General features: G+C 55.1%; 7 protein-coding genes and 1 pseudogene. All 8 read left to right on the top strand.

Going from position 1 to position 15,483, the window contains the following annotated elements; all coding sequences use genetic code 11:
* The first annotated feature begins 82 nt into the window (after positions 1-82).
* The 8 genes and pseudogenes from ACGHP5_RS01130 to ACGHP5_RS01095 all read left to right on the top strand — a co-directional run bounded on the left by ACGHP5_RS01130 (position 83) and on the right by ACGHP5_RS01095 (position 15,460).
* Positions 83-3,523 carry a glycoside hydrolase family 38 C-terminal domain-containing protein gene (locus tag ACGHP5_RS01130; protein WP_390567877.1) on the top strand — a complete coding sequence of 1,147 codons (3,441 nt, stop codon included), beginning with the start codon at positions 83-85 and terminating at the stop codon, positions 3,521-3,523.
* A gap of 19 nt (positions 3,524-3,542) precedes the next feature.
* A complete protein-coding gene (locus tag ACGHP5_RS01125; protein WP_390567876.1) occupies positions 3,543-4,448 on the top strand; it encodes an ROK family protein in 906 nt (301 codons plus the stop codon).
* Positions 4,449-4,475: 27 nt separating this feature from the next.
* Positions 4,476-6,221 carry a class I mannose-6-phosphate isomerase gene (locus tag ACGHP5_RS01120; protein ID WP_337771508.1) on the top strand — a complete coding sequence of 582 codons (1,746 nt, stop codon included), beginning with the start codon at positions 4,476-4,478 and terminating at the stop codon, positions 6,219-6,221.
* A 59-nt stretch (positions 6,222-6,280) separates the two neighbouring features.
* Positions 6,281-7,324: a hypothetical protein gene (locus tag ACGHP5_RS01115; protein ID WP_337771510.1), complete on the top strand. Its 1,044-nt coding sequence runs from the start codon at positions 6,281-6,283 to the stop codon at positions 7,322-7,324.
* Positions 7,325-7,376: 52 nt separating this feature from the next.
* Entirely contained in the window at positions 7,377-9,455 is a 2,079-nt protein-coding gene (locus tag ACGHP5_RS01110; protein ID WP_390567875.1) for a hypothetical protein, read from the top strand.
* 24 nt (positions 9,456-9,479) lie between these two features.
* Positions 9,480-10,397, top strand: a complete 918-nt coding sequence (locus tag ACGHP5_RS01105; protein WP_390567874.1) for an endonuclease/exonuclease/phosphatase family protein — start codon at positions 9,480-9,482, stop codon at positions 10,395-10,397.
* Between the two features lie 165 nt (positions 10,398-10,562).
* Positions 10,563-13,928, top strand: coding sequence for a SusC/RagA family TonB-linked outer membrane protein (locus tag ACGHP5_RS01100; protein ID WP_390567873.1), 3,366 nt, complete (start codon positions 10,563-10,565; stop codon positions 13,926-13,928).
* Between the two features lie 20 nt (positions 13,929-13,948).
* Positions 13,949-15,460: pseudogene (locus ACGHP5_RS01095) on the top strand (RagB/SusD family nutrient uptake outer membrane protein).
* Positions 15,461-15,483 lie beyond the last annotated feature (23 nt).

Raw genomic sequence — 15,483 nt, 5'->3', positions numbered from 1 at the left:
GTGTATGTATGGCTGATGTCGCCCTGCGATTGAAAGCGAATGTCGAATCCAGATTCAAGTGTAAAACGAAAATAGTTAAAAAATGAAGATTGCCTACCGACATTTTTTATTGTGCATCCTGCTGCTGTCCGGCTGCCTGTCTACCGCTTTTGCGAAGGACCACGTTGTGTGGCGGCTTGGGGAGAAGGATGGTTTCTGCCGGGAATTTGCTTTGCATGATGTTGCGTATTCGGATTTTTCGAAGCGTTATACGTGCGTCACTACGATCTGCCAGATCGGCACGGACGACAGCCGGAAAATTCCCTGCGCGTTTCCCGGACCGAAAGACGTATGGGCCGGGAAGCAGAGCGGCGAGCTGCTGGTTCGTTTCGGGGTTGGCCGGATCGCTCCGCAGACCCGGGCGCGGTTGGTGTTGGACTTTGTGGAGGTGCACCCTTATTCGCCTCCCGTGCTGGAAATTACGGTAAACGGGTTCCGGACGAAAGTTCAGACTCCCGCGGGAAAAAACTCCAGCTATTTCCAGAATCGGACCACTGATTCGCATGATTTGGCCGTTAGTGTGGCTTTGCCGGAAGGTACATTGCAGGTCGGGGAAAACCGGGTGTCGGTCCGGAACGATTCGGGAAGCTGGGTTGTCTGGGATGCTCTGACCCTCACGGCGGATGCTCCCGTAACGGCCTCGAAACTGCGCGATAAGGTAGAATTGCTCGGGGCGAAATCTTCTCCGGCCCTGATGTACGGCGAGGGGCAGGAGTTGTTGCAGCCCGTGCGCATGCAGATCGCTAACTGGGGAGCCGCCCGTGAGGCGGAGTGGGGTTATGATGGACGGAAAGGCGGGAAAATCCGCTTGGAACGCGGTCTGAACCAAATCGAGGCCGGGATTCCCGAGAGTTTCTCGGGACGGGAGGTGACCGTAGCCGTGCAAGCCGGGAACAAGCCTGCGGGTTCTGTTTCCGTCCGGCTGGATACGGTCGATAAATGGACCATTTATTTGGTACAGCATACCCATACCGATATCGGATATACCAAACCGCAGACGGAAATTCTGACGGAGCATCTCCGGTATATCGACTATGCTGTCGAATATTGCGAGATGACAGAGCGTTACCCCGACGACTCGAAATTCCGGTGGACGTGCGAAACTGCATGGGCTGTAAAGGAGTGGCTGCGTATCCGTCCGGAGGAGCAGGTGCGTAAGTTTATGAAATATGTGCGGAACGGTCAGATCGAGGTGACAGCCATGTTTTTCAACATGTCGGAGCTTTCCGGCGAAAATGCCTATAAGACTTTCCTCGCTCCGGTGGGAATGTTCAAGCGGTACGGTCTTCCCGTGTCGACGGCCATGCAGAACGATGTGAACGGTGTGGCATGGTGTCTGGCCGATTACCTGCCCGATCTGGGTGTTCGTTACCTGACCATGGGGTCGAATAACCACCGGGCGCTCATTCCGTTCGAGGGCCCGACGGTCTACAAATGGGAGTCGCCGTCGGGCAAATCCCTGATTTCCTACCGTTCCGATCATTACAATACCGGCAACCACTGGGGAATCGAACGGGGCGACATGGGCGTTTTCTCCGAAGGGGTGTTCGCCTATATCGACAAATTGAAGCGACAGCAATATCCCTTCGATGTCGTTTCCGTACAGTATTCCGGTTATTTTACGGACAACTCGCCCCCTTCCGCCAAGGAGTGCGAACTGATTCGCGCCTGGAATGAAAAATACGCATGGCCGAAACTGCGGAGCGCTCTGATCCGGGAGTTTCTCGACGATGTCTCGTCGCGTTATGCCGATAAACTGCCCGTCTACCGCGCCGCCTATCCCGATTGGTGGACGGACGGTTTCGGGTCGGCAGCCCGGGAAACCGGCGTTTCTCGCCGTACCCAGTCCGATATGATTACTATCGAGGGTATGCTTTCGATGGCTGTGCTTCAGGGCAGGAAACTGTTTGCCGGTGTCAAAGAGGAGATTCGGCGCATTCACGAGAACCTGTTGTTCTATGACGAACATACGTTCGGGGCGTCGGAGAGCATTCGCGACCCGATGTCGGAGAACAGCCAGGTACAGTGGGCGCAGAAAGGGTCTTATGCCTGGGAGGGACTGAAGAGTGCTCAAATGCTTTACGAAGCGTCCGTCGGTCTGCTGCAACCCGAATTGCGGCGTTCGTCCCGTCCGACGATCACGTTCTTCAACTCGCTCGGATGGCAACGTTCGGGACTGGTGCAGGTCTATATCGATTACGAGATCGTGCCCATCGACCGGGCTTTCAGAATCGTCGACGAGCGCGGACAGGCGTTGGACGTGCAGCCGGTGCGTTCGCGCCGCGAGGGTCGCTATTATGCCATTTATGCCGAAAACATTCCGGCGCTGGGTTACCGTACCTACGAAATCTTCCTGGACGAGGGGAAGGCGCCTGAATCCGGTCGGATTGATATGGTCGACCATATTGTTGAGAACGATTATTACCGTATCGCGTTCGACCCCCGGACCGGGGCCGTAAACAGCTTGGTGGACAAGGAACTGGGTTTGGAAATGGTCGATTCCGAATCGCCCTGGCAGTTGGGGGCGTTTATTTATGAATCGCTGGAGAACGACCGCAAGCAGATGGAACGCCACCGTTTCGACCACTGCAAGCGTTCCGGACTGACCGATGTCCGGTTTGTTTCCGCAACCTCCGGGCCGATTTACCAATCTGTCAATTTTGTCGGAAAGTCGCTCGGTTGCGACGAGAAATCCGGAGTCAAGACGGAACTCCGGTTGTATAATCATACCAAACGCATCGAACTGGCCTATTCGATGCGGCGTCTTCCGGAAACCGAACCGTCGGGGATTTATGTCGCTTTCCCGTTACGTTTGGATGGAGCCGAATTGTTGTTCGACGTCCCGGGCGGGATGGTCAGCCCGGGCGAAAACCAGATTCCGGGCACCTCGGCCGGATGGAATACGGTGCAGCACGTGGTTGCGGCGCGCAACGGCAGGGCGCAGTTCCTGGTGGGATGCGATCAGGTTCCGCTTTTCCAGCTCGGAAGCCTGCTCGACGATCCCTATCAGATTCATAAAACCTATGAAAAACCCCATGTATTTTCCTGGGTGATGAATAATTACTGGACCACGAATTTTCGCGCTTCGCAGGAGGGCGAGTTCCGCTGGAGCTATTACATGACTTCCGGGGAGGATGTCTCCAATTCCGCGGCGTTGCGGTTCGGAATGGGTGGGCGCGTGCCGTTGTATGCCCGTGTCGTTCCGGGCGGCAAGGAGAACGGAAAGTCGTGGGAACGGTCGAATTTCCGGATCGGGGATCCGAACCTGATCATGACGTCGTGTTCTCCCGCGGCTGCGGACGGTTCCGTGCTGCTGAATGTCCGGGAGGTGAACGGTGTTGCGGCACAGCTGACCCTGACGGGAAAAGACGGCAGGCCGATTCCGTTCGAAGTGGTGAACGCTGTCGAAGAGGGGTGCGGGGAGCCTGTTTCGCAACTTGCGGTGGAGCCGTATGGAAACCGGTTTGTCCGGGTCAAATTATAACGAAGTTTTGCAGTTGATTATGAACACGAATTGCAATTATGCCGTGGGGGTGGATATCGGGGGCAGCCATGTATGCTCGCGGGTCGTCGATCTTGCCGCTCCGGGTGGAACGGAATATCCGGTGGTGGAGACTCCTGTCGACTGCGGGGCCGGGGCCTCGGCCGTTCTGGCGGCCTGGACCGGGAATATCCGCCGGGCGATCAGTGCGAGCGGATTAGGGCGGGTGCGTAATGTGGGATTGGCCTTTCCGGGTCCGTTCGATTATGAGCGAGGTATTTCTCTTATTCAGGGAGTCCGGAAGTTCGACCGGCTTTACGGTCTCGATGTTACGGAGTCGTTGCTGGCCCGTTTGGAAGGCGCGGGCGTCGAAGAGTGCCGCTATGTCAACGATGCGGCCGCATTCGCTCTCGGAGAGTGCTTCTGCGGGGCGGCGAGCGGAGCCGGCCGGGTGATGGCCCTGACGCTGGGAACGGGCTTCGGCTCCGGATTCGTGGCCGCAGGCCGGCTTCTGACGGATGCGCCCGAAGTCCCCGTCCATGGATGGGTTTACCACCTGCCGTTCGAGGGCGGGATTGCCGACGATGCCTTTTCCACCCGCTGGTTTTGCCGTCGCTATCGGGCGCTGACCGGCCGGGAGGTTACCGGGGTTAAGGAAATTGCCGACCGTGCCGGTACGGAGAAGGAGGCACGGCGGCTTTTCGACGAATATGGCCGGCGGCTGGGCGAATTCATCCTTCCGGTTTTCGATCGTTTCCGGGGCGATGTGCTCGTGCTGGGCGGTAATATCGCCCGGGCATATCCGCTTTTCGGACCGGCTTTCGAGGCACGGTTGGCCGATGAAGGCCGGAAAATCGACATTCGCATGTCGGCGCTGCTGGATCAGGCGGCCATGGCTGGAGCCGCATCGTTATTTTGGGAGAATTAATTTAATATGAACAAGTTGAGACAAACTATGCAATACCTGCTTCCCGTCGAAAAACCGGGGACGGCAGGGGAGGATTATGATATTTATCCCGTCCATGATCTGGGCCGGGGAAAGATACATTGCGATTACGCATCGCTGGCACGGAAAATTGCCGGAGAGAAACGGGTTGTGGTGGACGGATTCATCGGGGTCGACTTCGGACGTTTCACGCGGGAGTTGAATAAGGCGCTTACGGCTATCGGCGTGCATGCCAATTGGTGGAACATGAACGCTGCCATGCGTTCGCCCGGGGAAATAGAAGAGTTGGTGGCCCCTTTTCTGGGCGGCGACGACCCGATCTTCGGGTTCCGTACGTCACTGGAGCTTTCCGACTTTCTGGACCCGGAGAAACTGCGGCGTATCGTACCCGATGATGAGGCCGAGATGAATATCCTGATCGGAATAGGGGCCTCGCTGGCCGATTGGGGCGGTACGCTCGTGTACATCGACATCCCGAAAAACGAGATTCAGTTCCGTGCTCGCGCCGGCAGCGTCACGAATCTTGGCGTTCCCGTTTCGGATGTACCCAAAAAGATGTACAAACGTTTCTATTTCGTGGATTGGGTCGTTCTGAACCGTCACAAACGGAATATCCTTCCCCGAATCGACGTGATCGTGGACGGGCAGCGGGACGGCGAGATAACCTGGGCATCCGGCGACGACCTGCGCGCCGGGCTTGACCGCCTTGCATGCAATGCTTTTCGCGTTCGTCCCTGGTTCGAACCGGGGGCGTGGGGCGGACAGTGGATCCGGGAACATATCCGGATGTTGCCGCACGATGTGCCGAATTATGCCTGGTCGTTCGAACTCATCGTTCCCGAGAACGGAATTATCTTCAGCAGCGACGGACGGATGCTCGAAGTGTCGTTCGATATGCTGATGTTCCGTGCGGGGCGCAATGTGGTCGGGAACGAATGCTATGAGGAGTACGGCGACGAGTTTCCGATCCGGATGGACTATCTGGACAATTTCGACGGACGGAACCTCTCCATCCAATGTCATCCCCGGCGGGAATATATCCGGAAAAACTTCGGCGAGGTGCTGACCCAGGAAGAGACTTACTACATCCTCGACACGAAGGACGATGCCGTGGTTTATCTCGGTTTTCAGGAGGATGTCGATCCGGTGGAGTTCGAGCGGGCGCTGACCGGGAGCCACCGTTCGGGAACGGAACTTGACGTGGCGCGCTATGTCCATGCCGAACCCTCCGCGCGGCATGAACTGTATCTAATTCCTCCGGGAACGCTTCACAGCTCGGGGCGAAATAATCTGGTATTGGAGATCAGCACCACACCCTACATTTTCACCTTCAAAATGTACGACTGGCTCTCCCTCGACCTCGATGGCCGTCCGCGCCCGATTAATGTTCGCCGGGCGATGGAAAACCTTTGTTTCGATCGGAAAGGCGATGCTGTGAAGCGTGATCTTGTCGCGCACCCGTGTTTGGTCGAATCGGGTGCGGACTGGGAGATGTGGCATTTACAGACGCATCCGGATCATTCGTACGACGTCTACCGTTACAAATTGAAATCGTCCGTGGAGGTGCGTACGGAGGGTAAGTGTCATGTTCTGAATCTGGTCGAAGGCGAGTCCGCCGAAGTCCTGACAGCCGGAGGTTCCCGTTTTTGCCTCCACTATGCCGAAACGCTGGTTGTATCGGCTGCGGCCGGTTCCTATCGGGTGGTCAACACTTCCGGTCGTGAAATCATGTTCGTCAAAGTCTTCATGAAATAGCCATTAAGTCAAAAATACCAACTGCTAATTTTATTGTTATGGATCAAAAAACTACCCGTTTGAATTTTCCGCTGCGGGATATCAAGGGCCTGTGGCTTTTGCTGTTCTGTGTTGTGCTTACGGCTGTGCCGTCCTGCAAGGACGACGACGACCTGCTCCGTAAGGATTTTCTGATCGTGTCGGATTCACTGACCAGAGAACCGGTCTCTGCAATCAACTGCCGGGTCGAGGAGGGCCGGGACACGCTTTATGTCCATGCCAATGTTCCCTACGAGATGTTTTTCCAGACTTCGGACGAGGAGTCCGACTGGCTCACGTATGAAAACAAGGGCTTCAATGCCGAGGCTAAAGCCGATATGATCATCCTCAGTTACAAGCCGATGGGTGAATTTTACAAACGTCGTTCCGGAACGTTGAGCTTCACTTCGTCGGACAAGTATCTGGGTGCGTTCGTGACCGTCAATCAAGGTTTCGGGACGCTTCTGTGCGAAGATTTCAGCTGGTTGAACTACGGTTACGACTACCCCTGGGATGCGGAGGATGAACGCCGTATCGACAAATGGACCACCACGCAGAAAAATTACGGATGGACCTCTACCGAACTCGAAAGCACCGGATATCCGGCATTGTACGGACGCATCGGCTGTGTGAAGCTCGGCGATACGAAAAACGGCGGAGACCTGATAACTCCCAACGTGACGAGTATCATTGTCGATTCGCTTGTCATGCTGCGCTTCCGTGCCGTGGGTTTCTGTGAAAAAGACGGAACGAAAGATGCCAATCTTCTGCATGTAAGCGTCATCGGTGGCGGTGCTTTCAAAGGCGGCAAAACGACTCAAACGCTCGAACTGGGTTATTACGATCCGTCCGATCCCGATGTCGTCTCTTCGATGTGGGACGATTCCGACTATGTGCTTTACCTGGTCAATACCGAGACCAATCCCTTTACCGGGCATACGCAAATCCGGTTTGCCGGGGGCGATGCCGAGTTGTCCGGAGGTCGGAAAAACCGGGTTTTCCTCGATAATGTTCAGCTTTATGCGCTGGATGCGGAGACCTATTACCAGCTCAATCCGGAGGAGAAACCGAAGGAACGTCCCTAATTCCGGAATCGTACGGAGAATGATAGTCATGAAACAGACCGGAATGAATCTTATGGAAAGGGTTGGTCGACATGCCGGGGCGTGGCCACGGATGCTTACGGCGCTGATGATCCTGGCAGTCTGGTGCGGGTGCGGCAAGGACGATGCCACCGGACCGGTCGGGTCCGGTGGGAACCGGGAGGTGCTGCTGGGTATAGACAAAGGTGTCAAAAACATCCGCGTTGCTGCCGGTGACAATTGGTCGGCTTTCGTTTCGCCCGATTCGAAATGGGTCTGGATAGACGGTCCCGATTCGGGACAGAAAGAGGGACGGATCACCGTCGGTTACAAGGCGAATGGAGTCTTTCCCCGGATGGCCGCACTTGTGATCCGCTCGGGGGCAATCCGGGACACGATTTTCCTGAAACAATACGGGAAAACACCTGTGCTCGAATTTGTGTCGGGAAGAGCCGAAGTTGCCGGGACCGAGGGGCGTAAAAAATTTGAGATTACTACCAATCTGCCGTTGTCGCTTGCGGGAAAAGTGAAGTTCTCCGTGACAGAAGGCGGGAAACCCGCGGACTGGATTACGGATTGCAAAATCGAAAACGACTTGAAAACGTTGAGTTGCCATATCGGGGAATCCCGTTCGGCGACGCCCCGTCAGGCGATCCTCACAATCTCTTTCACGGATGAGTGGGGTACGGTCTACGATTCGGAATGCCTCGTTTCGCAGGCCGGTATCGGAGGAAGTTCCCAGACTCGGGCAGTTACCTTCGGGGACTTGAGGGGAATGGTTGCCGGAGCCGACGGCTCGTGTTTTATAGAGGAAGACATTGCGTTGGAAGGCATCGTCGTGAGCGACTGCGGAAATGCCAATGTCGCAGCCAATCCGAACCTGACGGCTGTAAAGATCGATTACAGCGAGAATGCGAGGACGATTTATCTCCAAAGTGCGGACGGAGTATACGGCGTCTGCTTGAAAACCACTTCGGAAGAGGTCAATACGCTGCGGCGGTATGATCGTCTGAAATTATGGCTCAAAGGACTGACGCTTCGGAAAGACGCTGATCCCGAACGGTATACGCTTTCGGGAGTCGGTTACAGCAATCTGATGACAGTGACCGGAGGCAGTGCTTCCGATGTCTTGCTGAAAGAGCGTTCCGTCGCAGATCTGACCGATGCGGACCTTTATACCTTTGTTACGTTGAAGGCGTGCGAAATTCCCATTCGCGAAGGGGGGCTGACACCGATCAACGAAGGGTATGCTTCTGTCTACGGCGCGGGCCGCATTGATTGCTATCCGCGGCTGATCCGGGACGAAAAGGGTGGCTGTATGTTCCTGTTGACGAATGTGGGCTGCGGTTTCCGCCGCGACGGAACCGATCTGCCCGCAGGCTCGGGGAGCATTTCAGGTGTCATTGTGCATGAGACGTTCAGTCGGTTCGAGGAGGACGGTGATATCGGCCGTTATCAGATACGCCCGCTCGAACGGGACGATATCGCGCTGAACGCGAATTCCGGCGACGGGTTTTCCCGGCTGATCGCCGAATGGAACCTCCCCCGGATTGCGGGCAATGTCGTATCCCCGGGTTACGGAGCGGGTACGATCACCCACACGTCCGGGAAAACGATTTATGCGTCGTCGGATTACAGCCTGTCCGGTCCGATTACGGGAAAGGTCGAGGTCGACAACAAAGGCAGCGTCCCGGAAGGCGGTTTTTCCAATGCGAACTGGTGGGACAAGGCCAACGATTGCGGTGAGGGCTGGGTGATCGGTTTTTCGACCCGAGGCATTGCTTCCGGCCGGTTGTCGATGCAGTTCGCCACGGTCAACCTGGCCGTCGGCGCCCCGCGCTACTGGGTGGCCGAGTGGTCGGATCACGGTTTGAAATCGGACGCGTGGAACATTGTCCGGGAGTATACGGTCCCCGATATTGCGCAATGGTCCAATACGCTTCTGACCCAGCTGCCGGGACATAAGAACGTGAATATCGACCTGCCGTCGGAGATGCTCGGCAAGGATGCGGTTTATGTGCGCCTGCGTGCTGCGCGTAACAGCGCCGGTACGGCAAGTTCCTATGACGGCAGTACCATTGTGAACGGAGCGGCCAATACGCTTTCTTATGTGGCGGTCCGATACGACAAATAGTACGAATCCATAAAATACGAAACTATGAATCTTAACCCAAATTTCGTACGGAACTTCCGTTTGTGGTGTATGCTATTGCTGGCGCTCTGTATGGCGACTTCCTGCGAGGATGGAGGTGAGCAGGGCGAATACCTGCGCGCCGAACCCGAGGAAGAGCTGGAGGTTGACACGCTGCGTCTGATCAGTTACAACATTCTGGAAGGGATGAAACTGGATCAGACGACCGGAAAGACCGAATTGGCAGCCTGGGTGCGTTCGATGAATCCCGATATTCTGGCGTTGCAGGAGGCGAACAAGTTCACGCAGGAGTCGCTGGAGCGGCTCGCGGTGAGCTACGGTCATCCTTATGTTGTTACCAATATCAAGAAAGGCGATAACTATCCGGTGGCGCTGACTTCGAAATATCCGGTCGAGGTGATTGCGAAAATCACCGAAGGTGTGTCCCACGGGGCTATCCATGCTCGGATCAGGGGAGTCAATATCGTCGTGTTGCACCTTTGGCCCCATGCAACCGGCTCGAACGGTCATACCGACGGCAACTCTTATCGGATGGCTGAAATAACGGCTTTCCTCGACGGTACGTTGAAGGCTCATCCCGGTGAAGTTCGGTGGCTGATGATGGGGGACTTCAATTCGGTTTCCCCGCTGGATGCCGATGACCTGCCCGGAGGCATAGGACTTAACTACGACGTACATACCAAAATATTGGGCAGCGGTTATCACGACTTGATGCGCTCCTACCGCGGGTATTTCATCCCGTCGTGTCCCACCGCGGCGTTTGCCGGAGGAAACGCTACCCGTATCGATTTCATTTACGGCAGCAGCGCGATGCTTTCCGACATGACCTGCGTGGAGACGGTCCGAGACGATTTTACGGATACCCGTTCCGACCATTATCCGCTGATGACGGAATTCAGGGTGTATGGAACTAAACAACTTTGATCATAATATGGAACTCTTAAACCCGAATTTTATGAACGACCTGAAACAGAAAAGATCGCGTGGACGAAAACTGCGCCCGTTCGGTGCAGAACGGTCTGTCACCGGAAAAGAACTGCGGTTCCGGGCCTGACGAAATGGTGTTGAATCTAAAATTACTGAATCCAAATGAAAAAATTATTGACGAATAAGGACTTCCCGGCATTCCGCTGTCTGCGGCGGATCGTTGCGATGCTGGTTGTGTGCCTGGCGGTCGTCCCTGCGTATTCCCAATCCGGAAAAATCTCACTGAATGCAGAGAGTGAACCGTTGGCTACCGTGCTGAAACAGATCGAAAGTCAGTCTGGCTACAAATTCACGTACGAGCCGGCTGATGTGAATAATAAGAGAATTACGCTGCGTGCTGCCAACGTCGGCCTGCGGGATGTGCTGGCGACCATTGCCAAGGCGGCCGGACTGTCCTACACGATCTCGGATGCAGACCGTGCTGTCACGCTGAAAAGAACCGGTCCGGCGGTCCGGAGCACCGGCATCGTCGTTCAGGGTGTGATCCGGGACAAAAAGGGGCTGCCCCTTCCCGGAGCGACCGTGTATGTGAAAGGCAGCGTGAAGGGTGCGATCGCCGATGCCGATGGTAAATATCGCCTCGAAGTGCCTTCTGCCAACAGCATCCTTGTTTTCAGCTACCTGGGATTTGTTACCCAGAACGTTACGGTCGGGTCACGCACGGTCATCGACATGGTGCTGAATGAAAACTTGCAGGAAGTGGACGAGGTGGTTGTGATCGGTTACGGTGCGGTCAAGAAAAACGACCTTACCGGATCGGTGGCCAACGTGAAGATGGCCGATATCGAAAATGTTCCGGTCATCAGCGTCGACCAAGCGTTGCAGGGGCGTATTGCCGGTGCTGACATCATGTCCACCACCGGAGAACCGGGCGCCACGACTTCGATTCGTATCCGTGGGACACGATCCATTTCAGCCAGCAACGAACCGCTGATCGTAGTCGATGGTATGATTGATGCCGTGCACGACCTGAACGACATCAGCCCTGGTGATATTGAGTCGATCAATGTGCTGAAGGACGCTTCGTCGACAGCCATCTATGGTGCGCGCGGCAGTAACGGTGTCATCATCGTCACGACGAAGAAAGGAGAGGCCGGTCGTCTCAGCCTGCAATTCCGCACCGACCTCGGCTTTTCGCAGCTGCCCAAGAAACTGGAACTGATGAATGCCACCGAATTTGCGCTTTACCGTAATGATCTGGCTTATTTTTCGACTGATGACGAGTACGGAGAGATCGTCGACGGGACCCCGATCTCCAAATATCCTTTCCCCGATCCCTATTCATTGGGCAAAGGGACCGACTGGCTCGGCGAACTCACGCGGACGGCTCCCTATCAGAATTACAGTCTTTCGGTCAACGGAGGAACCAAGAAGACGACCTATTTCGGATCGGTCAGCTTCAACGATACGCGAGGCATCATCAAGAACAGCGGCATGCGGCGTTACACGGCGCGTTTCAATATCGACAACCAGTTCACCGACTGGCTGAAGGTCGGCATGCGTCTCACCTTTACCCATCGCGACAACAATAACAACCTGGCTAACCTGGGCGGAACCAGTTGGTGGCAGGGCGGTATCTACCTTTCGCCGCTGATCAAGGCGAACAGCGATTTCAACGACCTGTGGGGTTCCGGACAGAAGTTCAACTCTCCGTTGGCGACCGTCTACCTCAATACGGACGATATTACCCGTCAGACCTTCAACGCCGCCATCTATGGGGAGGCCGAACTGGTCAAGGGTCTGAAACTCCGGAGTCAGGCTTCCTATTACTCCTATGTGCATCACTCCTACAAGTTCCAGCCCAGTACGCTGCCGGCCAAGGTCGAAGGACAGGGTGCTTACGCTTACCGGGGTGAGTACAACGAGACCAGTATCTTGAGTGAAAATACGCTGACCTACAACAAGGATTTCGACAAACGCCACCATTTCGACGCCATGGTCGGCTTCACGGCGCAGACGTGGGAATCGAACAACATGACTACGGGCGGTAACGGTTATCTGCTCGATCCGCTGCTGTGGAACAATATGGGTGCTATTCCCGATAAGGAGAACCTGTCGGTCGGTACGTCCAATACGCGGAAGGTACGCATGTCCGGCCTGTTCCGTGTCAATTACAACTATCGTCAGAAATACTATCTGACTTTCACGGCGCGCGCCGATGGCTCTTCCAACTTCGCGTCCGATCACAAATGGGGCTTCTTCCCTTCGGGAGCGTTCAAATGGAATGTTCACAACGAACCGTTTATAAAATCCGTTTCGTGGATCAGCGAGATGGCGCTCCGCTTGAGTGCGGGACGGACGGGTAACGATGCCATCAGCGCTTACCGTTCGCTGCCCTCGATGGGGTCTTCGACGACGGGCTACCTTTTCGGCGGCTCGCAGCCCGTGGCATTCTATCCGTCGCGGATCGGAAGCCCCAAACTGACCTGGGAGACTACCGACATGTACAATGCCGCGCTCGATTTCGCCGTGCTCGATAACCGGATCAAGTTCACCGTCGAGGCCTATATGTCCAAAACGAAAGACCTGTTGCTGACCGTACAGCGTCCGACTCAAAGCGGTTACTCGAACCGTTTCATGAACGTCGGCAAAACCAGCAACAAGGGTATCGAGATCGCGATCGAAAGCTACAATATCTCCAAGCCCAAATTCACATGGTCGACCAGCTTTACCCTGTCGCACAACTCCCAGATGGTGGATAACATCGGCTCGGAGGATTTCGTGGTGACCTACGAATCCTACAATCCGAAGTATATGATGTATGGGTATGTCTCTGATTATCCGCTTAATGCGCTGTGGGGATTCAGATATGCCGGCACATGGAAAAACAACGCCGAGATCGAGCGTAACAAGACGACCAAAGGCTATGTTTCGGCCGGTAACAACTTCTATTCCCCCGGTGCCCCGCGTTATCTGGATATCAATCACGACGGCATCCTGAACAAGCAGGATCTGGTCTATCTGGGTCAGGCCGATCCCGATATCTACGGAGGTTTGCAGAATACGTTCAAGATACACGGGTTCACCATCGGGGTTTATTTCAACTACTCGATCGGCGGCAAGATTTACAATATTTCGGAGCAGTGGATGGGTAACAACTCCCCGTCGACCAACCAGTACCGTTACATGCTCAAGGCTTGGCATCCGCTCCGCAACCCCGATTCGGACATTCCCCGCGCCTATTCGGGCGATGGTCTGGCCAGTGACCGTCTGGTTCACGATGCGACCTTCCTTCGTCTGAAGAACGTTTCGGTATCCTATACGTTCGATTTGAGGAAAGCGACGGGCAATGTGTTGAAATCCCTTACGCTCAGCGCCAGCGGCGATAACCTTTGTCTGTGGAAGAAATACAACGGTTTCGACCCCGAAGTTTCATCCGAGAGCAGTAATTCTGCGCTGCGGCGTCTGGATGTAGGTGCGTACCCCAAATCGAGGACGATTATCTTCAGCCTTCAACTCCGCTATTAATCTAAGACTTGGAAAGCACTATGAAAACGATAAAATTGAAATCCAGTTATTTGTTATCGACGGCGCTGTTTTTGTCGCTTGTGGTGACGTCGTGCGATTTGAACGAGATTCCCACCTCTTTCGTCGAACCGAAAGACTATTATCAGACGAAAGAACAGTGTGAAGCCGGCCTGAATGCCTGCTACATTCCCTTGAATCCCATCTTCAACTATACCTATCTGATCGCGATGGAGGGTTGCACCGACCTGATGTACGTGGCCAGCGGTACGCACGACGCCCAATTGGCGATCTCTCCCGCCAATCCGCTTTTCGGTTCGACGATGTGGACCCAGGGCTATAAAGGCGTGATGTATGCGAATGCCGTCATCGCCGGCATTCAGCGCGCACCGCTGGAAGACGGCGTGAAGCTGCCGATGCTGGCCGAAGGCATGGTGATGCGGGCTTTTTACTACTACTTTCTTACCTCGACGTTCGGCGATGTGCCGTTCTATACCGAGGACGTGGAGGATGAGGTCGTGCTCGAACGTGTCTCCCATCTGGGACGCATGCCGGCCAAGGATACCCGCGACTACCTGATCCGGGAGTTGCAGGAGTATGTGCCCCTCATGGCCCAGATTCGTTCCTGTGATGTGGAAAACAACCGTTGCGGAGCTGCGATGGGCTGGATGCTGATTGCGAAGATGGCCATGTGGAACAAACAGTGGGAGACCGCCCGCGATGCCATTCTCGAACTGGAGAAGATTTACGGCGATCTTTCGCAGTACGATTATGCCGACGTGATGTTCCGCAATAAGAACACTCCGGAATCGATCTTCGAGATTCAGCACACCTATTCTGTCACGGGACTCAAGTATACAAGTTCCATTGCCGCTATTTGTATGCCCAAACGGGATAAAGACGATATTTACGACGGACTCCGGATTCCCGAGCTGGGCAATCAGGCGACGACCTGGACCTCTTTGCGCCCGAATACCTATTATTTCGCATCGCTTCAGCCAAAAGACGGAACCGACATCCGTACCAAATACAATCTGGCGTGGGAATACGACGGTCTGCCGTTCAATTCGACCGCCGCGGCCGGGGCGCGTCCCTGGATGGGACCGAAATTCTGGTGTCCCGAGATGGTGAACATCGCCGACCATAACAATACGAAGGTGTTCCGCTACGCCGACGCCATCCTGATGATGGCCGAGTGTTATCTCGAACTGGACGATACGGACAATGCGATGCGATACCTCAATATGGTCAAGGACCGCGCCCAAATAGCCCGTTACGAGACTTTCAAGAACTACGATCACCTGCACTAGGAGATCGAGCGCGAACGCGCCCGCGAACTTTTCGGCGAGTTCCAGCGCAAATATGATCTGGTTCGCTGGGGCAGCTGGTATCGGCAGACGTTCGATTACACGGATTACAAGTCCCTGCAAGACAACATCCTTCCCTGCCATGAATATTACCCCATTCCTGACAAGGAGGTAACCTATTCGGGCAATGCGCTCGATAACGACGCTTATGCGGAATGGGGATTATAGCTGTTCCGGCTGCCGCCGGGACG

It is taken from the genome of Alistipes sp. i18-0019-D1 (assembly GCF_042852885.1).
Lineage (GTDB): Bacteria > Bacteroidota > Bacteroidia > Bacteroidales > Rikenellaceae > Alistipes.
Note: the sequence above shows the minus strand (reverse complement) of the source record. Positions and strands in the feature narration are given on the sequence as shown.

What these genes read in the sequence shown, in the direction of transcription:
- ACGHP5_RS01130 (WP_390567877.1), top strand. Translation starts at nt 83, where the DNA reads ATGAAGATTGCCTACCGACATTTTTTATTGTGCATCCTGCTGCTGTCC.
- ACGHP5_RS01125 (WP_390567876.1), top strand. Translation starts at nt 3,543, where the DNA reads ATGAACACGAATTGCAATTATGCCGTGGGGGTGGATATCGGGGGCAGC.
- ACGHP5_RS01120 (WP_337771508.1), top strand. Translation starts at nt 4,476, where the DNA reads ATGCAATACCTGCTTCCCGTCGAAAAACCGGGGACGGCAGGGGAGGAT.
- ACGHP5_RS01110 (WP_390567875.1), top strand. Translation starts at nt 7,377, where the DNA reads ATGGAAAGGGTTGGTCGACATGCCGGGGCGTGGCCACGGATGCTTACG.
- ACGHP5_RS01105 (WP_390567874.1), top strand. Translation starts at nt 9,480, where the DNA reads ATGAATCTTAACCCAAATTTCGTACGGAACTTCCGTTTGTGGTGTATG.
- ACGHP5_RS01100 (WP_390567873.1), top strand. Translation starts at nt 10,563, where the DNA reads ATGAAAAAATTATTGACGAATAAGGACTTCCCGGCATTCCGCTGTCTG.